The 17,772-nt window shown below is 61.9% G+C and carries 20 protein-coding genes; 9 read left to right on the top strand and 11 right to left on the bottom strand.

Annotated elements, in window-relative coordinates; genetic code table 11:
- Window positions 1-33: 33 nt before the first annotated feature.
- Together KIP88_RS22685 and KIP88_RS22680 are read right to left on the bottom strand one after the other, a co-directional pair.
- Window positions 34-1,464, bottom strand: coding sequence for a caspase family protein (locus tag KIP88_RS22685; protein WP_214490210.1), 1,431 nt, complete (start codon window positions 1,462-1,464; stop codon window positions 34-36).
- Window positions 1,465-1,641: 177 nt separating this feature from the next.
- Window positions 1,642-2,520, bottom strand: coding sequence for a DMT family transporter (locus KIP88_RS22680; RefSeq protein ID WP_214490209.1), 879 nt, complete (start codon window positions 2,518-2,520; stop codon window positions 1,642-1,644).
- 162 nt (window positions 2,521-2,682) lie between these two features.
- Here KIP88_RS22680 and KIP88_RS22675 point away from each other — a divergent pair, with 162 nt between their 5' ends.
- Window positions 2,683-3,081, top strand: coding sequence for a RidA family protein (locus KIP88_RS22675; protein ID WP_065729279.1), 399 nt, complete (start codon window positions 2,683-2,685; stop codon window positions 3,079-3,081).
- Window positions 3,082-3,168: 87 nt separating this feature from the next.
- Window positions 3,169-3,369 carry a hypothetical protein gene (locus tag KIP88_RS22670; protein WP_214490208.1) on the top strand — a complete coding sequence of 67 codons (201 nt, stop codon included), beginning with the start codon at window positions 3,169-3,171 and terminating at the stop codon, window positions 3,367-3,369.
- A 192-nt stretch (window positions 3,370-3,561) separates the two neighbouring features.
- Here the strand turns inward: KIP88_RS22670 and KIP88_RS22665 are convergent, their stop codons facing one another.
- The 3 genes from KIP88_RS22665 to KIP88_RS22655 all read right to left on the bottom strand — a co-directional run bounded on the left by KIP88_RS22665 (window position 3,562) and on the right by KIP88_RS22655 (window position 5,213).
- Window positions 3,562-4,116: a hypothetical protein gene (locus KIP88_RS22665; RefSeq protein ID WP_214490207.1), complete on the bottom strand. Its 555-nt coding sequence runs from the start codon at window positions 4,114-4,116 to the stop codon at window positions 3,562-3,564.
- Window positions 4,061-4,414: a hypothetical protein gene (locus KIP88_RS22660; protein ID WP_214490206.1), complete on the bottom strand. Its 354-nt coding sequence runs from the start codon at window positions 4,412-4,414 to the stop codon at window positions 4,061-4,063. Before KIP88_RS22660 ends, KIP88_RS22665 begins: the two co-directional genes overlap by 56 nt.
- Before the next feature lie 202 nt (window positions 4,415-4,616).
- Entirely contained in the window at window positions 4,617-5,213 is a 597-nt protein-coding gene (locus tag KIP88_RS22655) for a formyltransferase family protein (RefSeq protein ID WP_214490205.1), read from the bottom strand.
- A 347-nt stretch (window positions 5,214-5,560) separates the two neighbouring features.
- Here KIP88_RS22655 and KIP88_RS22650 point away from each other — a divergent pair, with 347 nt between their 5' ends.
- Window positions 5,561-5,965: a DUF5413 family protein gene (locus tag KIP88_RS22650; RefSeq protein ID WP_214490204.1), complete on the top strand. Its 405-nt coding sequence runs from the start codon at window positions 5,561-5,563 to the stop codon at window positions 5,963-5,965.
- On the opposite strand, the gene KIP88_RS22645 is transcribed toward KIP88_RS22650, so the two are convergent.
- Window positions 5,957-6,202 (bottom strand): hypothetical protein, encoded by a 246-nt coding sequence (locus tag KIP88_RS22645; protein ID WP_214490203.1) that lies wholly within the window; start codon window positions 6,200-6,202, stop codon window positions 5,957-5,959. The two genes, KIP88_RS22650 and KIP88_RS22645, sit on opposite strands and share 9 nt — an antisense overlap.
- Window positions 6,203-6,359: 157 nt before the next feature.
- On the opposite strand from KIP88_RS22645, the gene KIP88_RS22640 reads away from it, so the two are divergent.
- The 4 genes from KIP88_RS22640 (at window position 6,360) to KIP88_RS22625 (ending at window position 10,744) form a co-directional block, all read left to right on the top strand.
- Window positions 6,360-6,755 carry a hypothetical protein gene (locus KIP88_RS22640; protein WP_214490202.1) on the top strand — a complete coding sequence of 132 codons (396 nt, stop codon included), beginning with the start codon at window positions 6,360-6,362 and terminating at the stop codon, window positions 6,753-6,755.
- 198 nt (window positions 6,756-6,953) lie between these two features.
- Complete coding sequence (locus KIP88_RS22635; RefSeq protein WP_249790943.1) at window positions 6,954-9,287, top strand: PAS domain S-box protein; 2,334 nt, start codon at window positions 6,954-6,956, stop codon at window positions 9,285-9,287.
- Window positions 9,288-9,385: 98 nt separating this feature from the next.
- Window positions 9,386-9,778, top strand: a complete 393-nt coding sequence (locus KIP88_RS22630; RefSeq protein ID WP_249790942.1) for a response regulator — start codon at window positions 9,386-9,388, stop codon at window positions 9,776-9,778.
- 732 nt (window positions 9,779-10,510) lie between these two features.
- On the top strand, window positions 10,511-10,744 hold the full coding sequence (locus KIP88_RS22625) for a hypothetical protein (protein ID WP_214490199.1): 234 nt from the start codon (window positions 10,511-10,513) through the stop codon (window positions 10,742-10,744).
- Window positions 10,745-10,803: 59 nt separating this feature from the next.
- Here KIP88_RS22625 and KIP88_RS22620 read toward each other — a convergent pair whose 3' ends face one another.
- Entirely contained in the window at window positions 10,804-10,947 is a 144-nt protein-coding gene (locus KIP88_RS22620) for a hypothetical protein (protein WP_214490198.1), read from the bottom strand.
- Between the two features lie 467 nt (window positions 10,948-11,414).
- Here KIP88_RS22620 and KIP88_RS22615 point away from each other — a divergent pair, with 467 nt between their 5' ends.
- On the top strand, window positions 11,415-11,924 hold the full coding sequence (locus KIP88_RS22615) for a hypothetical protein (protein WP_214490197.1): 510 nt from the start codon (window positions 11,415-11,417) through the stop codon (window positions 11,922-11,924).
- Window positions 11,925-12,729: 805 nt separating this feature from the next.
- On the opposite strand, the gene KIP88_RS22610 is transcribed toward KIP88_RS22615, so the two are convergent.
- The 4 genes from KIP88_RS22610 to KIP88_RS22595 are packed head-to-tail and all read right to left on the bottom strand — an operon-like array spanning window position 12,730 to window position 17,035.
- A complete protein-coding gene (locus KIP88_RS22610) occupies window positions 12,730-13,782 on the bottom strand; it encodes a TetR/AcrR family transcriptional regulator C-terminal domain-containing protein (protein ID WP_214490196.1) in 1,053 nt (350 codons plus the stop codon).
- On the bottom strand, window positions 13,736-14,398 hold the full coding sequence (locus KIP88_RS22605; protein ID WP_214490195.1) for a TetR/AcrR family transcriptional regulator C-terminal domain-containing protein: 663 nt from the start codon (window positions 14,396-14,398) through the stop codon (window positions 13,736-13,738). Before KIP88_RS22605 ends, KIP88_RS22610 begins: the two co-directional genes overlap by 47 nt.
- 1 nt (window position 14,399) lies before the next feature.
- The gene (locus KIP88_RS22600) at window positions 14,400-16,007 is read right to left on the bottom strand and encodes an MFS transporter (RefSeq protein WP_214490194.1); all 1,608 of its coding nucleotides are present in this window, start codon (window positions 16,005-16,007) and stop codon (window positions 14,400-14,402) included.
- Complete coding sequence (locus KIP88_RS22595) at window positions 16,004-17,035, bottom strand: HlyD family secretion protein (RefSeq protein ID WP_214490193.1); 1,032 nt, start codon at window positions 17,033-17,035, stop codon at window positions 16,004-16,006. The genes KIP88_RS22600 and KIP88_RS22595 overlap by 4 nt, the downstream gene beginning before the upstream one ends.
- Window positions 17,036-17,117: 82 nt before the next feature.
- On the opposite strand from KIP88_RS22595, the gene KIP88_RS22590 reads away from it, so the two are divergent.
- Window positions 17,118-17,744 (top strand): TetR/AcrR family transcriptional regulator, encoded by a 627-nt coding sequence (locus KIP88_RS22590; RefSeq protein ID WP_214490192.1) that lies wholly within the window; start codon window positions 17,118-17,120, stop codon window positions 17,742-17,744.
- The last annotated feature ends 28 nt before the right edge of the window (window positions 17,745-17,772 follow it).

The raw sequence follows: 17,772 nt of genomic DNA, 5'->3' as shown, positions 1-17,772 counted from the left end.
CCCGGGCCTTTTTGTAGATGGGTCGCTTGCGGGTCAGCGCAGCATGCCGCCCACGACGCCGCCGATGAAGCGCCCGGCGCCGGCCGGATCGGGTCCGGGATTGCTCTGATATTGGCGTTGAGGCTGAGGTTGGGGCTGCGGCTGTGCCTGCTGCTGGCCGCCGCTGCTGGTGGCGCGGCGCTTGGGCCGCTCCTCGTCGGTGCTCGCGGTCGGCGCGGCCGCCACGATCTCGGTCAGCAGCGCCTTGTGCTGCAGCTTGTTGAGGTAGCCGCTCTTGGGATAGCCGCGGGCGGCCTGCCAGCGCGTGATCACGCCGCGGGTTCCCTGATCGAACTGGCCGGTGACCTTGGTGTCGAAGCCAAGCCCGGTGAGGCGGCGCTGCACGTCGCGGCGCTGGCCCTTGTCGAGGCCGATCTGATCCTCGGTGGTCTGGTTGGCTTCATCCTTGAAGGTCGCGGGATCAATGCCCGTGCTCAGGTTGCGGGTTGCGGTTGCATCCTTGGCACCGCTCTCGAGCGACGCAATGCGCGACAATGCCAGCGAGCGGAACTGACCGTTCGGGTAGTTGGTCAGATAGGCGTTGAGTTCTTCCGGCTTGTTGGAATCCTTGATCGAGCGCCAGAACTCCAGTTCCACGTCCGACGCCTTTGAAGCTCCCGCTGCCGGCGCTACAGCCGCCACGGCTCCGGGCGCGGGCGCGCCGTTCAGATAGACCGTACCGATCAGGTTGGTGTGACCCCAGGGCAATTGTCCCTTGTTGGTCTCCTCATTGACCTGGGCGCGGACCTTGGTCATCGCCTGCTGGATCTCCATGCCGGGCTGGGTGAGGTTGGCGAGAAGGGCGCGCGTGAACGGGCTGTTGGAGCCTTCCTGGCCATCGAGCGCGGTCTGGCCCGGGCCGGTCGCGAACGCGATCAGCGTGCCTTCGCCGGACTTCATTTCGGCGAGACCGGTCTGCACGTTGACGCTGCGGGTCGCGGCGTTCGACTTGATCTTCGCCGCAAACGGGTTGTCGCGGCAGGCATCGAGGAACACCAGCTTGACCTTGGCGTCGCCCATGGTCTGCTCGAGCGTGAGGTCGATATTGATCGCAGCGCCGAGCTTGACGTCCATTTCGGATTTGATGTCGGCGTCGATCGGCAACAGATAGTTGGTGCCGGAGATGGCAATGCCGTGACCGGCGTAGAAGAACAGCGCGACGTCGGCGCCTTGCGCCTTCTTGCCGAAGTCGAGCAGCCGCTCGGTCATCTTGTCGCGCGTGAGATTGGAACCTTCGACCACCTCGAACCCGACATTGCGCAGCGCGCTGGCCATCGCCTTCGCATCAACGGAAGGATTCGGAAGCGGCGCGACGTTCTTGTAGGTGCCGTTGCCGACGACGAAGGCAACACGCTTCTCGGCACTGGCGGCGCCGGCCGTAAAGACCAAGCAGATGGCGGACAAAATGAGGGTTGGGTAGCGCATAGGAAATCCCCCTGCAGAATCGACAAAAAGGCTTTGGTGGTAACGCTGGCTGGACCTTACAAAGAATCGCCTGCTTCGCACCACAAAAAAGCGGGCGAACAACCAAATCCGGGACCATCCGTTACCCTCGCGACACGCGTCTTAGCGTGATCTAGATCACAGCCAGGCAAATAAAATTCAGCTTTGGGCGGGCGCCTTAGTCGAAGGATTCGGTTTCAGGTTCAACAGATTTCCGGTGAGGATGAGCACGGCGCCGAGCACGGTGAACAGGTCCAGCCGTTCCGAATAGATCAGCCAGCCGGCGGCGGCGCTGAGCGGAACCCGCAGAAAATCCATCGGGATCACCACGGTGGCATCCGCATGCAGCATCGCGCGCGCCATGCAGTAGTGGGAGAACGTGCCGCAAAACGCGATCACCACGACCCAGCCCCAGAGATAGGTTGGCGGCCACGTCCAGACGTAGAGTGCGGGCAGCAAACCAGCCGCCGATTGAATCACCAGCATCCAGAACATGATCGAGAGCGTCTGCTCGGTGCGGGTAAGCGACTTGACCATCGCGACCGACACGCCGAACCCGACGGCCGCCGCCAGCGCGATCAACTGGCCCGGATCGACCTCGCTGGTGGCGGGGCGAACGATCACGACGACGCCGACGATCCCGAGCACGATCGCCGCGATCTTCCAGATGGTCATGCGCTCGCCGAGGAAGGTCGCGGCCAGGATCGCGGTCCAGATCGGCATCGTGAATTCGATGGCCACCACCTGGCCAATCGGGATCAGCGTCAGCGCAAAGAACCAGCCGAGTTGCGCGCCGTAATGGATGAGGTTGCGCGCCACGTGCTGCGGCAGCCGCGTCGTCTTCATCATGCCAAATCCGCCGCTGGCGCGGATCAGCGGGTACAGCATCAGGAAGCCGAGGATCGAACGCATCTCCATGAGCTGGAACACGTTGATCTCGCGCGCCGCCTCGCGTCCGGCGACCGCGATGATCAGCATCAGGGAGAGCCAGCCGGCCATCCACAGCGCGGCCAGGGTTTTGGATTGTGTGCGGTCCATTCGGGAAGCTTGAGGGGTTGGGGCAGGCCGGTATCGGCGAGCGCGCCACAATTTGCAATGCGCATATGCGGCGGGGCAGCGATGCGCGGCGTCGCAATTTCGCTGTGGGAGCGGCTGCCCGTTCAGTGCTAAGGAGCGACGGTCTCAAGGAGGAACTTGCGCATGCGTATCTTGCAACCGGCCGAATGGTCGAAACCCCGTGGCTTCTCGCACGGTGTCGAGGTCGACGCTTCCGGCAAATGGATCGTGCTGGCCGGTCAGACCGGCGGCGACGAGAAGGGCGATTATGCCCCTGACATGGCCGCCCAGGTCGGCACGGCGCTGAAGCGCATCGTCAAGCTGCTTGGAGAAGCCGGCGCGGGGCCCGAGCACATCGTCCGCCTGACCTGGTACCTGACCAGCCGCAGCGAATACGAAGCCGCAGGTCCCGGCATCGGTGCAGCCTGGAAGGAAACACTCGGGCGCAATTTCCCGCCTTCGACGCTGCTCTACATCGACGGGCTGGTCGACGTGCGGGCGAAAGTCGAAATCGAAGTTACGGCCTTCGTGCCCAAGGCCTAACTGCCAGGGCGTAACTGTCATCACAAGCGCCAGGCGCTGCCTGCTTCAACAAGCGCGCCGGCAAAGACAAAAGGATATCGTCAGCCAATGACCACTCGATCGACCTCTGCAGACTTCGTCACCGCCTTCGCAACCGGCTGGCCCGAGCACCAGCCCGACATCATGGTGCTGTCGCTGACCACACAACGGGGCGTTCAGGATTTTGCGTTCAACAAGGAGCAGGCTTTATTGATCGCAAAGACGATCAAGGAGACCGCTGCGAAGCTCGAGAAGCCGAAGACGAGTTAGTGCAACGGCACAACTGTCATCACCCGCCAACGGGTCGCGCGAATGCGCGCCCAATGACAGGCTCCGGCGGGCGACTTGTCCGCCGTAGCTCAACGAGCGAAGGCGGCTCCAGTATTCCAGAGATGTTATGACTTAAACGCCAGGGCGCGGCGTACTGGGTACCCCGCTTTCGCGGGGTACGACAACGCTGGCCTACTTCGACAGCAAAATATTGGCGGCCCTGAACTGGCTGTCGGCCCTCATGGCGATCGCCTGCTTGTTGCCGGTCGTCTTCAACGAAATGCTGGAGTTGAAACCGGCCGCCTGGGCGATGATCTGGAAGCTGCCGCCGGCGCCGTGGCCCTGGATGCTGCCGCCGACATTGCGGCTGGTCTCGCTCCAGGTACCGGTGACTTCGCCGCCCTGGGCGATAACCGCGGCCTGCAGATTGAACCTATAGGCGTCGCTGGCGCAGGTGAGAACCATCTCCATGCTGGGCCCGCCGACCTTGTAGGTCGCGCGGCAGCGGATGCGCTCGCTGGAGCCGTCGTCGAGGGTCACGGTGCCGTTGCCGGACCAGTTACCGGCCATGCCGGCGAAGGTGCTTGACTGGGCGTGGCTGGTCGACGCGGCAACGATCGTCAAAAAAAACGCGACGGCTGCAAATGTCAGCCGCCGCGCTTTGGCGAAAAATTCTGAAGTCTGGCTTGCCTTACTGACGGGATGCTTCCCATCGACCGCTGCACGCGACACCAGCTGAAGCCCCATTCCATTTCCCCGATCCGGAGTTGCCACTGAGTTGACCGTTCGCATATGCACCATTGATCGAGACTCGCACAAGTCCCCCGCTGCCGACGCTGCCGGAAACCGGACCGCCCGAAATCTTGCCGTCGGCGACGTTCACGGTGGAGGTAGTCTGCGCATCGCAACTGCCCGTTTTTGTGACAACGGTAACCTGCCAAAGGCCGTCATAGGGCGACTGGGCGGAGGCCGGAGCTGCGGCCAAGGTCGCGGCGGAGGCAAGAAACGAAGCAAACAAAATGTCGCTGATGCGATTGGCGCGCATGGATCAAATCCTTGAGATGTGTGTGATGACGCGCCTTATCCGGTCACAATGTGTCCAAACTTGGGTGCGACGCAACACGGAGGAATGTTCCCGGGATTTCAAACACATCAAGGTGAATCTGGTTCCGGGCAGGGAACGAAAAAAGCTGCGATTTCGCCACTGATTCCGTACCAAAACCGCTGTAGAGGTATCCAGGTAACGTTCAGTGTTTCGCGTCCAGGCTCGGCGCTTGGGTGGCGAACTCCTCCTCCTGCGGCGTGGCAGGGAGGTTGTTGTGGGTCTTGGCGTGAAAGATGACGTCAGCGAGCAGTTTCTGGCCGAGCGGAGCCAGCGCGCGTTCCCAGAGCTCGCGCGCGGTCTCTCCCTTCCTGACGAATACCCACTCTTGCGCGGCGATGGCGCCGGCATCCATGCGGTCGGCGAGGTGGTAGACGGTGCCGCCGGCGATCGGATCGCCTTCCTTGATGGTCCATTCCACCGCCGCAAGGCCGCGATGCCGGGGCAGGAGCGAGGGGTGATAGCCGATGCCGCCGAGTTTGGCGGTAGCCAGTGCTTCCCGGGTCACGCGGGCATGGCTGTGGGCGGTCACGATCAGGTCGGTATTGGGCGCGACTTCCGGGGCGGCCACGCGTTTCGGATCGGCCTGCACGACGACCTCGATCCCGGCGGCGTGCGCAGTGGCGGCAAGCCGGTCCTCGCCATCGTGGACGACAACGCGGACGATATCGACGCCGTGTTGGCGCAGCGTGTTGAATGTCGTTACGCCGAAATGGCGGGAACCGACCAGGGTGATCCGCATATGTTCTTTCCGTCGTTAATCAGGCCGGTATGCCGATAGCACACCATGGCGGCCTGTTTCGACGCTGGCCCCGGGGCTTTGGGGTTATCAACAGGGCGGACCGGGCAGCTAGCTCTTGCTCAGGTGGCTCGGGTAGGGCGCGGCCTCGTCTGGCAGAAGCGGATCGGTTGTAGCTGGCGCAGCCGGTCCACCCACTGCGGCTCGTCGAGGGCTTCTTTCCAGACTTCCCCAATGCGCATCCGAACATAGGCCGGAGCGGCGGCACCGGCCAGCGTGAGTGGCGTCACATCGGCAGCGAACGACGCGGCGCTACGGTTCGGGCCAATCAGCAACCACGGACGACCAGCATGAAACGCCTTCTCATCTTTGCCGCCATAGCGCCGCCGCTCGGCTTCGTCGTCGCGTTCTGGGTGATGCTGCAGATTGCCAATTGGCTTGCGGGCAGCCCGAACACGTTCGATGTCGCCCAAGTCATGATGCTGCCGACGATATATCTGGTGGGGTTGATCCCCGCGCTATTGGCCGCGTGGTTTGACCATGCGCTGGCAAGGCGCAATGTCTCGTACCGCATCGCGCTCACGGCGCTGTTCGGCTACGCGATCAGCTACCTGCCGCTGGCAGCAACGTTCTGGATGGGCTTCGTCCACGGGCCGGATGTCCTGCTGTTCGGCCTTATCGGCGCGGTGCCGTCGGCGGTCTGTTCGTGGCTGGCGGCGGAGCGGCAGGCGCCTGACCTTGTTCCGTCACCATGACAGGATGCGCAGCTCTGGCCGGGAGTAGGCCGGGACCGGTTGCTGGACCGGATCGGACTGTTGTTCGGCCGCCATCTGCAGTCGCTCCCGCAGGTCGGCGCTGCACTGCTTCATCTGGTTGCGCAACTCGCGCCGGGTGAAGGTGGTGAGGGAGGGATCGCCGAGCTGCTGCCAGGCAGCGCGCAGCCACTGCTGCAGGGCGTGGATATCGGAATCGAGGATATCAGGCTGGTTCATTCCGCCGGAATCTCAAAACGTGATCGCGCCATGAATAAGTCTGATTCTCTTCCCGACGCCTACTCCGTAGCAACAGGAAAAACCGACCCATCCGGAAGCAAGGGAACCCGCGCCCTACCTGATCGTTGGATGTAGTGCCTCCTGGAGAGAGATCCCGATGTCCCGTAATCCGGCACTTGTTCTCTTGGTGGCGCTCGGCCTTATCGCCCCCGCAACGGCATTCGCACAACTCACGCCGCCGGCTGGCTCGGCCGGCGCCGGCAATTCGTCGATATCGGGCGTGCCGTTCGGCCCGGCCAATCCCAGGGCACTCTCCGATCCCAGCGGTATCGGCAACGCCGCGAGTATCCCGCCGCTCCGTGCCAACCCTCCGACGCCGCCCACCTCCTACGGCTCGGTCGATGCGCCGCGCGCACGCGTCGCGCCGTCGCCCTATCCAGGCGCCTCGCAACGGATCATCAGCGCGCGTAAGGCTTACCCGCGAAGGCCGCCGGTTGGGCGACGGGGGCGACCGGAGGTGAGCTCATTCACGGGGATCTGCCGGGGCTGCTAGCGATCAATCCTGCGCTTCATCCTGCAGGGAGCGAGGCGCGCAAGAAAACGGACATTTCGAGCTCCAGCCGTCGCGAGGAACAATTTTCTCTTGCCGGACTTATGCAAGGTTAGGCTCAGCGGTATTTTGCTAATCTTGCATTGCTGATGCCGAGTATCGCGTGACACAAAATTTGCCCTTGGGGCAGAGATGGCGGGAATGAACATCCAGCAACGGACGGCCAAGACTCTCGCCCAGCCAGGCCTGTCCGCCACCCCGGATATCGCCCTAGTGCCTCGCGAAGAACGATTGCCGGCGCACGAAGACAGGCTGGCTATCACCTACGAACACGTCGGCGTGGGCATCGCCGAGATCGATCAGGCCGGGCGCATGCTGCGCGTCAACCAGAAGGTCTGCGAGCTGACGGGACAGGAAGCTGCCGACCTGCTTGGCCGCTCCATCTTTGACGAGACCGCGCCGCAGGACGTCGCGCAGGATCTTGCGCAGTTCAGGCGGCAGGTCGCCGGCGAAATCGATCGCTACACCATCGAAAAGCGTCTCGCGCGCAAGGACGGCTCATACTTCTGGGCGGAGGTGACGTCCTCGAGCGTTCGCGATGCGTCGGGAAATTTCCTTTACGCGGTGCGCGTTCAGCATGACATCAGCGCCCGCAAGGAGACCGAACAGGCGCTGGCACGCCGCAGTGAAGAGCAGGCGGCACTGTTCCGGTTCTCCGAAAATCTCCAGTACGCCACCTCGCTTCCTGACGTTTACGACGCCGGCCTGGATGCCGTCCTCGCCGCGCTCGTTTGCGAGCGCGCCTCCATCCTGCTGTTTGACGACAGCGACGTGATGCGTTTCGTCGGGTGGCGGGGCCTGTCGGACGACTATCGGAAGGCCGTCGAAGGCCATTCGCCATGGGACAGGGACGAAAGAAATCCGCGTCCGGTCTACTTCGAGGATATCGGCGTTTCAGCGCTTTCGGTCGCGCTCAAGGAAACGATTGCGCGAGAACATATCGCGGCGGTCGCTTTCATTCCGATTATGATCGGCGGCCGGCTCGCCGGAAAATTCATGGCCTATTACGCCAGGCCGCATCACTTCACCGAACCGGAGATCGACGTCGCGCTGACGCTCGCGCGGCAACTCGGCTTCGGCATCGCGAGATTAAGGGCGGAACAGGCGCGCAGCGCCGCCGAAGAGCGTGCGCAGCAGCTCGTGTCCATCGTGGAATCTTCCGACGATGCGATCATCAGCAAGAATCTGGACGGGATCATCCGGACCTGGAATCCGGGCGCCGAGCGGCTGTTCGGCTATACCGCCGGCGAGGCCATCGGCAAGCCCGTGACAATTCTTTTTCCGCCGGGCCGCGAAGACGAGGAGCCCGGGATCCTCGCGCGCATACGGAGCGGCGAGCGCATCCACCATTATGAAACCGTTCGCCGGCGGAAGGACGGTCGCCTTCTGGACATTTCGCTGACTGTCTCGCCCGTGCGCGACGGCGCGGGACATATCATCGGCGCATCGAAGATCGCCCGCGACATCACCGATCGCAAGGAAGCCGAACGCCGGCTCCGGGAGAGCGAGCAGCGTCTCACCGAATTGCTCGCGGCGATTCCGGCCGCGATTTACACGACCGACGCGCAGGGGAAAATAACCTACTTCAACGAGGCGGCCGTCGAATTCTCCGGCCGGACGCCGGCGCTCGGCACCGACGAATGGTGTGTCACGTGGAAGCTGTTCATGCCGGACGGCACGCCGCTCCCGCACGATCAGTGCCCGATGGCGGTGGCGCTCAAGGAAGGGCGTGCCGTGCGTGGCGCCGAAGCGGTCGCGGAGCGGCCGGACGGGACGCGGGTTCCCTTCATTCCGTTCCCGACGCCGTTGCGGGACTCTTCCGGCAGGATCAACGGCGCCATCAACATGCTGGTGGATATCAGCGAGCGGCGGCAGGCGGAAACCCAGCAGCGGCTTCTGCTCGATGAACTCAATCATCGCACCAAGAACAACATGCAGATGCTGCAGTCGCTGCTGTTTTCTGCGGCAAGAACCGCGCACAGCGACGAGGCGCGGAAAGTCCTGAACGAAGCCAGCGCGCGGATCGCGGCCATGGCGGCGGCGCAGCGTGTACTGTACGGCCGCAGCGATACGAGCCGGTTCGCGGCGGAAGAATTTTTGCCGGCGGTCTGTGAAACCATCCGGCAATTGCTGCCGCCGGATGCGCGAATTGAATGTGGTGCTGCGCAGGGCGTGCTTTCCAATGATATCGCGATGCCGCTTGCACTGATATTGAACGAGCTGCTGACAAACGCCGTGAAGCACGGCGTCAAGGATCATGCGAGGCAGGGCGTCCGGGTCAGCCTGACCGATCAGGACGGACGGTTGGCGCTCTGCGTCGAGGATGACGGGGAGGGGTTCGACCTGGAGGAGGTGCGCAAGACCTCGTCCGGACTCCAACTCGTACTCGGCCTCGCGCGCCAGCTGCGCGGAACGTTTTGCGTCACGAAAAACCCCTCGCGGGCGTGCCTCGAGTTCCCCGCCGCGAAAATCTAGAGCGGGGATCGATGACGCCTCAGCGCAGCGCAAGGCATTTCGCGTCGCGGTCCGAACCGGACCGGAACCCGCCGCTGCCTGCCGAAGAGGCCCGACGGATGGAAGACAAGCAGGGCCCGCCGTGCGTTCTCATCGTCGAGGATGATTTTCTGATAGCCATGCAAACCGAAGTCGCGCTGACGGCAGCCGGCTTTGAGGTTGTCGGCCCGGCCACGACCGCCGAGGAAGCCGTCGCGCTGGCCGGCGAGGCGCAGCCGACGCTCGCCGTGATGGACATTCGTCTCGCCAGCACCCGCGATGGCATCGACGCCGCACGGCAATTGTATCAGGACTTCGCCATTCGCTGCATCTTTGCGACCGCACATGACGATGCGCACACGCGCGGGCGCGCCGAGCCCTATGCCCCGCTCGGATGGCTGCCGAAGCCATACACCATGGCTTCGCTCGTCGCGGTGGTTGCCGAGGCTCTCGCAGAGCTGCGCCGGCCGTAGCGCTCCGGCAAGCGTGCTTTGGGTCCGTGCCACCAAGGATCGGACACCCCCTTGCAGGTGCTTGCGCTGCCGTTCCCGATCCACTTCAGTCGACCGGAAGGCTCAGTCCCGATTGTGGCGCCGGCCCAGCAAATTTAACTATTTAAAATCGCGACCCCGTGGACAGAATCGCACGGGCCGGTTGCTCTCATTAGATTTAATTAACGCGCGTCAACGATCTCGATCACGACAGGCTGGATAGCCGGCGACCGCGTCAGGGCAGGGCGCGGTTCGAGCCCGGGTCGTGGGCGCGCGAATAGCCTGACATCTCGGGCCAACGTTTTTTCATGCCGACGGCAATCTGTTGGGCCAAGCGATCCTCACACTGGAAGGGCTTCAATGACGCGCGACGTTGCGCCCTCAACCGTGCGCGCTGACGCCGGAGATATCTTTTGGATCGCGTATGCATTAGGCATCGCTCCAAGATTTGGAAGCCACCGCCAAAAAGGACCCTCCGGAAGGCGATGGTCTCCTGATCGGGCTTGCGACGATCGTTTCTGGCGGATTATTTTCTTGCCCGCAAACGTCCCGGCGCGTTTTATTAAGTTAATAGAGCCATTTAATCAGGCCCATAATTTCAGGCAAGGGAACCGGGGGCAATCGACATAATTATGGTTAATTTGTTCGGGGGCGTTCGAAGGGAACTTTCCACTTCATCCCGATTTAAGCCTGGGAGCAGGGAGAGCGATAGACATGGCCAAACGCTGGAGTGCCGAGGATATCAGCGACCTCAAGACTCTCGCTCAAAAGTACTCAGTTCAAGCGATTGCCGAAAAGATGGATCGAACCGTGGGTGGGGTGGCCTTCAAGGCTCACCAGCTGGGACTCCCACTAAAAGCGCGCTCGCGGGCCATCGATCCGGAATCCACGGATTTCAATTGGACAGGGGGCGACAGCAGACCGCCCGCGTCTGAGAAACGCCACTGAGGCAGCGCCTGCGGCCCTCGAGGCAAGGGTTTGGTCCTGATGCGGTCTCCGCTGCGAGCCTAGCCGGTGCGGTAGGCATCCAGCGCATGGGCGGCGAAGATGCCCACGCTGACCAGGGCGAGGATACCTGCTGAAAGCTCAATCATTGGCCGGCCTCCCGCTCCTGGATTGTAGCGAGGAATCTGCTGCGTGACTGGTTCCATATGAGATCGAAGATGAATTGCATGCTGGCTGTCCCTGTTTTGTTAACAACCAGCTACGCAGTCCTTTGTTTCAGGATGTTTTCGTCGGCTCCAGAAAATGGTTTCGTCCGCACTTCTGCCGCAACTGAATGATGACAATTTCGCGGCCGGAGTGCATGCTTTTTGTGACACCAGCGGAGTGATTCGATCATGCTGGAAGCAATCGTATTGTTGCTGGGCGTAAGCACGTGCGCCCTGATCCTCATTGCCTTCTGGGGCCTCGACCTGCTCGGGATGCGCCGTCGCAGAGGATAGGTTGATTTGGTTGAATGCGGATCGTTGCCGGGAAGGGCACCGGCACGAGGCGGTCACCCGCGCTTGGGGAAACGACAGGGCGCCCACTCACAGTAAACCAACGCTTAACTATAAATCGGTACACATTTGCTGTGTCCGGGTGGTGATCGTCCGGCTAAACGGGAGCGAATATCATGCCCGTCGAGATGCTGACGTACGCCGAACTGGGCGACAGGCTCAAAATTTCCCCGGAGGCAGCCCGGGCTCTCGTAAAGCGACATAGATTGCCCCGTTCCCCCTCCAACGACGGCAAGACGCTTGTGCACGTCGACCTCGCCGAAATCAGCCACTCCCCAATCTCCCGCCCGCCGCAAGCACAGGGCGGTCACCATGTGGTCACCGCCCTGAAGCAAAAGATTGAGTCCTTGCAGGCCGAACTGCTCGAGATGAAGGCTGTTGCCAACGGCCATCGGGGCGACTTTGAGAGAGAATGCGAACGCACGAACAAGCTCTTGGCCGAATTGCTCAAGGCCGCCTCAGAAAGCGCGGGCGCCCGGGAAAGGGCGGCTCTGCTCGAAGGGAAGCTATCGATGCTAACGCAACCCTGGCGACGTCGGCTGGTTGACGCTTTCACCCTTGCCTTGCCACAGGTCGCCGGCAACGGGCGTGAGAGCGCCGGAAGCATAGCTCAATCGCGTAACTGAACCGACTTGACTCACGGGTCACGCTCCGGCGGTTGTCGATAACCGCTGACATTCTCGTCGTTCAGTTCAAGGCCGCTTGGCGTGTATCACGATACCGGACTGGGTCGCTGTTGCGCGCCGGGTGGCGCGGAATGCCAATTTTCTGGCCTTGAATAACAAGACTTGTTCTTGCGCTTTGGACTAACGCATTCGGGCCCGCGCGTCCGAGTTGGCGACGCGCTCCAATTCCCAATTCATAGGCCCGTGATGGAGCAGGACGACTTGGTGTTCTGGATTTCGATCGTTTGGTTTTTTTGCATGTGCGGCGCTGCCGCGTGGGTACTCTCGTCGAGTGCGGCCTAGTGCGCCTGACGACAGCACGCCGCCATACCTGATTGCGAGGTCGACCAAATGCTCGCGTCGACTTTTCTGAATTCACGCCAATGGAGTCTAGATAGGCTCGTCCCGCTGGCTGGCGTCAGCGCCAATGGCGGCGGTGATGACGATGGCCCCAGTAGTGACGATGTCCCGCTCGCTGCCAGCCATAGCTCGAGTAGGGGTTTCCGCGCCCGTAGTTCTGGCAATTTGCGTTCGGATAGAACTGGGCGCACTTGCCCGGATTAGTGATTACGTGCTGCGCCGACACCGGGCTGGCAAACGCGGATAGGAATAATAAGGCAACAGCGCCAAGTAAGATCGTGGGTCTCGTCATCGCAGCCTCGCTTGGTACGTGTTTGCGACTTCAAACGGCGATTGATCGTAAGAGTTCCAAAATGTCTTAGGATCGTTCGCGCCGTGTTGCGAAGCACACCTATCGCCTTGATCTTCACGCGGGCGAAAGCCTTTTACGCGCGAGGATTGGTGTCTCGTTAGGCGCAACGCCGTCGAGAAAGACTTTCACCGCGGTGCGGGCGCGCAAATCAATTTCGGAAAGCGTTGGTATCGCGCCAAGCTGAAGCACAGCTTCCAGATGAATGTTTCCGTAGAGCATTCCGAGAAACTGGCGGGCGCCGGCTTCGCAATCCGCGAGGTCGACTTCACCCGTCTGCTTCGCTCTTGCGAGAATTTTTGTAAGGACCGCGATGGCCCGCTTTGGGCCATGCTGCGCGTAGACCCGTGTCGCATCCGGGTAGTGGTCCGCTTCGAGGATGGCTGTGTAACAAACCTCCAGCAAGGCCGGTGTCATCATCGTCTCGAGAAGATTGCGTCCAATGATGATGAGCAATTCCCTGAGCGGCAGGGAAAGCTGGTCGGCACTGACACTCAGTGCATTGGAGGAATATTGACTGACGACCTTGGCGAACTGGTCGACCAGAAGCTGCTCTACGTTCTCGCGCCGCGTTGTCTTCTCGCGGAGCAGTTCGCGGTAGAGACCGTGCGGCGTCCATGTCCAGCTCGGCCGCCCAAGCACAAACGCCGTCAGAACCGCGCAATTTGACCAACCGCGAATCTGGCTCGCTTTACCTGGGACCGCCTCGCGGACACGAAGGATATCGCCCGTCCCGCCCCACCGCAGAAATTTGACGGCATCGGCCGGCGGCAAGATCGTCACCATCATACGCGTCCACCAAGGCTCCACGAGCAGCCAACTCCCGGTGTTCGTCGGCCGCATGGCAAAGACGTGCTTATGCTTGTGATGGACGAACCGATGCCACCATTGCCGTTTCAGGCCGGGGACGAAGCAAATGATCCAGTCGACGGGCTCGACCGTCACCAGCGATCCATGCTCGTCGGCGCAGTTGGCCAGATCCGACGGGACATCGTCGACGACCTTCAGACTTGATGAGCTGTCGCTGCTACGCGCCAGCCAGGACTGGCTCGCACGGACAGTATCATATGGCGCGTTCATATCTGGCGCTCCTCGCGCTTGCACATCCATGCAGGAACCTTTCAACGCCGGCCTTGACGCGGTCGGCGGTTGTCCCGTTCTGGCTCGTCACGGGATTCAGCATCAGTGCCTGGTAGAGTGGCTCCCTCAGCAGTCCCATCAATTGCTCAGCGCATACCTGCGCGTCCGATATCGACAGGATCCCTCTTTCATTGGTGTCCGACAGAAACTCCCGCAGCCTCCGTGTGACGATCTCCGACCCTGCCTCGTAGACCCGCTTCTTGAGAGAAGGGTTGCGCGCAACTTCGGCCATCATCATCCGGATGAACCCGACCAGGGTGGTCGAATATTCTCGCGAGGCAACGAGGCCGAAGGCGACAAGGGTATCGCGTACATCGTCAAGGGTATGGGGGCGCACCCTCCTCACCAATGGCTGCGATATGAAAAAGGCTTCGTGTTCGGCAAGCGCGACGACGAGATCGTCGACACTTTTGAATGTCGACCAGATATCTTCTTCCGAATATCCGCTCCGATGAAAAATACTGTTGAGGCCAGCGGGTGCATCGCTCGGATCAGCAAGGGCCTCGCTGATCGCCGACAGGATGTCGGAGCGAATGTCCGGCCTCGAGTCAGCATTGTCCGCTCGAGCGGACGTGGGACGTCTCATGTTACGGCTCCTCGCTTCGGGATGACTGCGCCGCGTGCGCTTTCGCGTATCGGTGGAATCCAATCTTGATGGTCACCAGCACAGGCGCGGCGATCACAAAGAGCAGGGCGACTGCATTGAACGCGGTGTCGAAGGCGATCACGGTGGACTGACCAGTGACGGCTCTTCCCAGCAGGCTCGTGGCAGCCCGGCTGGCGGCCACGGCGTCCATTCCTCGCGCCGCGAGCATGGATGTCATCGCCGTCAGGCGCTCGCTCACCGCAGGAACACCCGCGGTGACGCTGGCGCCGAGCACCGCAACATTGCGGGCGACGTTATGGTCGATCAGTGTCTGCAGTCCGGCGACCCCCATCAGACCACCAAGCTGGCGACCCGCATTGAAGAGACCGATGCCGGACGCACGTTTGTGGTCATTGAGATTGCTGAAAGCGATGAGCGTGATGGACAGAAACAGGAAGCCAAGGCCCAGGCCGCGCAACAGGATGGCGGCCATCATGTCGTGCGCGCCGCTTTCGCTGGTCGAACCGGACAGCATCCACATCGCAATCATAATCAGCAGGATCCCAAAGGGCACTGTAGCCACCGGAGGAACGCGGCGGGCCTGGAAGAGAAAGGCGGCTATGAGGAGCGTGCCGATGAAAAATGCGCCGCTTGGCAACAAGAGCAGGCCGGCGTCGGTAGGCCTGAACGCGAGAACGGAGACGGCAAACGACGGGATCAGGAATGCGCTTCCGAACAGTGCAGCGCCGGCGACAAAGCTGACAATGAAGGCGAAGGAAAAATCTTCCGTCCTGAACAAGGTGAAATCGAGCAGGCCCCGGCCTTTGGCGATCACCTGGTGGCCGAGAAACAGCAGCAGGGCGGCGGCGCCCAGCACCGTCAGCCACAGGATGCGAGGTTCCTCGAACCAGCGCCATCGGTTGCCCTGGTTGAGGACATAGGTGAAGCAGAGAAATGTGACTGACATCAGCGAGAAGCCGATCCAATCAAACGGACGGCGCACGGCCGCAGCGGGCTTCGGGGCGTCCGCGATCAACAGGAGGCCGGCCGCTGCCAGGGCCACCGGAACGACGCTGACGAAAATCCATGTCCAGGACTGGCTGTCGAGCAACCATCCCTGGAGCGCCGGGGCGATGGTCCCGGGAGCGACGACCGATCCCATCGCGAACAGGGCTTGAAGGATCGGTTGGTGGGCGCGCGGATAGGCGAGAAAAATGATCGCCTGCCCGCTGATAAGCAAGGTGCCTCCGGCGAAGCCCTGTATGATGCGGAGTGCTATCAACAGATCCAGCCGGGCTGTGATGACGGCAATGCCACATGCCGCGCCCATGACCAGCGTTGAGCCGATGATCAGTTTGTGCGGATTGATGCGGGTCATCAGCCAGGGGGCGGTCATGAACCCGATCAGTTTCAGAGCGGTGTATCCGATGTCCAGCCAGGCGGCCTCATCGGGAGTTGCATAGGTGTCGCCGATGATATAGCCGCGCCCGAGCGACAACACCGTGCCTGCGATCGCCTCCGTCAGCGTCGCAAGCACAATGGCTGCGACGAGAAGGGCTCCTGCCGCAGATCTGTCGCGGCTCGGCGTGTCGGCGACGGCCATGGTCATGAACCGCTTCTCCGGTCAACCGCGACACGCGCGGACAGGCCGGGCACGAGGCGGCCGGGCAGTGGGTTGCTGGCAAACCGGATCTTCACCGGTACGCGTTGAACGACGCGAATGAAGTTTCCTGTCGCATTGTCCGCGGGGAGCAAGCTGAAGGCAGACCCGCTGCCGGGCGCGAAGCTGTCCACCAGACCTTCAATTGTCTCGTTCGGGTAGCCGTCGACCGTGATGCGGACGCGCTGACCGGGCCGGATATGTTCGATCTGGGTTTCCTTGAAATTCGCCACGACCCACACGTTCTTGACCGGAACGATGTCAAGCAAGGACGCGCCCGGCGCGACAAGCCGGCCGACGCGGACCTGGCGATTGCCGATGACGCCGTCGACTGGCGCATGCACTACAGTGTTGTCGAGATCGATCTGGGCAAGATCGCGTGCCGCCTGTGTCTGCGCCACGGCAGCAACGGCGGCTTCGCGCTGGGTGGCAAGGACGGCAATGCGCTGCTGCTGGGCCTCCACCATTGCCGACGCCGCCGACACGCCCGCCTCGGCTCGCGATAGCGCCGCGTCGCTTTCATCGACCGCGGCCTGGCTAACGGCACTGGTGCGGATAAGTTCGCGGCGGCGATCGGAGGCCTTGGTCGCCAAATTCTTCTCGGCCACGGTCGAACGTCGCTGGGCTTCGGCCTGTCGAACCAGGGCGTGCTGAAGCTGGATGTCCGCATCGACATTGGTGAGGCGAGCCTGGGCAGCTTCGACATTGGCCGCTGCTTGCGCAAGCTTTGCGCGGTAGTCCCGATCGTCGATCCGGAACAGGACGTCACCCGCCTGGACGGTCTGGTTATCCCCAACCTCGACAGTCGTGACGTAGCCCGCAACCTTTGGGGCGAGTGAGGTCACGTCCCCACGGACATAGGCGTTGTCGGTCGACGTCTCGCCGTTCGAACGAGCCCTCCATCCCGTGGCCACGATCACCACCGCGCCAAGGCACAGCAGCAAGCCGATCACCTTCTTCTTGTTATGCTGACGCATGACGGCCTCCGGTAATGGGTGTTACCATTTGACGTTTATGGTAATGAGCGTTACCAGTCAAGCGATGGATCGGGATGGACGAATGGCTAAGGCTAAGAAAGGGCGCCCGAACGGCCGCCGAGAAGCCCTGCTTCGAGCTGCTGCCGAGGTCTTTTTCGAACAAGGCTACGCGGCGACAAGCATCGACGCGATCATCGAACGCGCCGGTGGGTCGAAACGCAACATCTACGTTGAATTCGGTAACAAGCAGGGCCTGTTCTCCGCCATCGTGAAAGAAAACGCAGACAGAGTTCTTTCGACACTGGTCGTTGAGCAGACGGAAGGCCACGACTTGGAGGCGACGCTGACAGCGTTTGGTCGGCATCTCATGGGTGTTTACATGTCGCCTACCTTGATCGGCATTTACCGAATTGCCGTCACCGAGGCCAATCGCTTTCCTGATCTTGTGAAGTCGTTCTACGAACAAGGACCCGGCCGGGCCACGTCCCGGCTTGCCGAGGTCCTTGAAGCCGCCAATAAACGGGGGGACATTCGCATGGATGACTGCTTGCGAGCGGCTGGGCATTTTGTAGGTATGATCCGCGACAACGTTCATCTGCAGGTCGTTCTGGGGCTCCGCGCGGCACCATCGGACAAAGAAGTGCGGGCAGCGGTGCGTTCGGCCGTAGCGGTCTTTTTGAACGGTGTTCGACCTGGCCGGGAAAAGTAGACAGCCTGCTGTCGTCTTCGGCATCAAG

Origin of the sequence: Bradyrhizobium sp. SRL28, from assembly GCF_018596315.1 — a bacterium.
In the GTDB taxonomy this organism is placed as follows: domain Bacteria; phylum Pseudomonadota; class Alphaproteobacteria; order Rhizobiales; family Xanthobacteraceae; genus Bradyrhizobium.
This window is presented reverse-complemented; position numbering and strand designations above follow the sequence as displayed.

Bases quoted from the DNA above. Each gene is read 5' to 3' on its own strand.
- KIP88_RS22685 (WP_214490210.1), bottom strand. From the start codon at position 1,464: ATGCGCTACCCAACCCTCATTTTGTCCGCCATCTGCTTGGTCTTTACG.
- KIP88_RS22680 (WP_214490209.1), bottom strand. From the start codon at position 2,520: ATGGACCGCACACAATCCAAAACCCTGGCCGCGCTGTGGATGGCCGGC.
- KIP88_RS22675 (WP_065729279.1), top strand. From the start codon at position 2,683: ATGCGTATCTTGCAACCGGCCGAATGGTCGAAACCCCGTGGCTTCTCG.
- KIP88_RS22670 (WP_214490208.1), top strand. From the start codon at position 3,169: ATGACCACTCGATCGACCTCTGCAGACTTCGTCACCGCCTTCGCAACC.
- KIP88_RS22665 (WP_214490207.1), bottom strand. From the start codon at position 4,116: ATGGGGCTTCAGCTGGTGTCGCGTGCAGCGGTCGATGGGAAGCATCCC.
- KIP88_RS22660 (WP_214490206.1), bottom strand. From the start codon at position 4,414: ATGCGCGCCAATCGCATCAGCGACATTTTGTTTGCTTCGTTTCTTGCC.
- KIP88_RS22655 (WP_214490205.1), bottom strand. From the start codon at position 5,213: ATGCGGATCACCCTGGTCGGTTCCCGCCATTTCGGCGTAACGACATTC.
- KIP88_RS22650 (WP_214490204.1), top strand. From the start codon at position 5,561: ATGAAACGCCTTCTCATCTTTGCCGCCATAGCGCCGCCGCTCGGCTTC.
- KIP88_RS22645 (WP_214490203.1), bottom strand. From the start codon at position 6,202: ATGAACCAGCCTGATATCCTCGATTCCGATATCCACGCCCTGCAGCAG.
- KIP88_RS22640 (WP_214490202.1), top strand. From the start codon at position 6,360: ATGTCCCGTAATCCGGCACTTGTTCTCTTGGTGGCGCTCGGCCTTATC.
- KIP88_RS22635 (WP_249790943.1), top strand. From the start codon at position 6,954: ATGAACATCCAGCAACGGACGGCCAAGACTCTCGCCCAGCCAGGCCTG.
- KIP88_RS22630 (WP_249790942.1), top strand. From the start codon at position 9,386: ATGGAAGACAAGCAGGGCCCGCCGTGCGTTCTCATCGTCGAGGATGAT.
- KIP88_RS22625 (WP_214490199.1), top strand. From the start codon at position 10,511: ATGGCCAAACGCTGGAGTGCCGAGGATATCAGCGACCTCAAGACTCTC.
- KIP88_RS22620 (WP_214490198.1), bottom strand. From the start codon at position 10,947: ATGGAACCAGTCACGCAGCAGATTCCTCGCTACAATCCAGGAGCGGGA.
- KIP88_RS22615 (WP_214490197.1), top strand. From the start codon at position 11,415: ATGCCCGTCGAGATGCTGACGTACGCCGAACTGGGCGACAGGCTCAAA.
- KIP88_RS22610 (WP_214490196.1), bottom strand. From the start codon at position 13,782: ATGGATGTGCAAGCGCGAGGAGCGCCAGATATGAACGCGCCATATGAT.
- KIP88_RS22605 (WP_214490195.1), bottom strand. From the start codon at position 14,398: ATGAGACGTCCCACGTCCGCTCGAGCGGACAATGCTGACTCGAGGCCG.
- KIP88_RS22600 (WP_214490194.1), bottom strand. From the start codon at position 16,007: ATGACCATGGCCGTCGCCGACACGCCGAGCCGCGACAGATCTGCGGCA.
- KIP88_RS22595 (WP_214490193.1), bottom strand. From the start codon at position 17,035: ATGCGTCAGCATAACAAGAAGAAGGTGATCGGCTTGCTGCTGTGCCTT.
- KIP88_RS22590 (WP_214490192.1), top strand. From the start codon at position 17,118: ATGGCTAAGGCTAAGAAAGGGCGCCCGAACGGCCGCCGAGAAGCCCTG.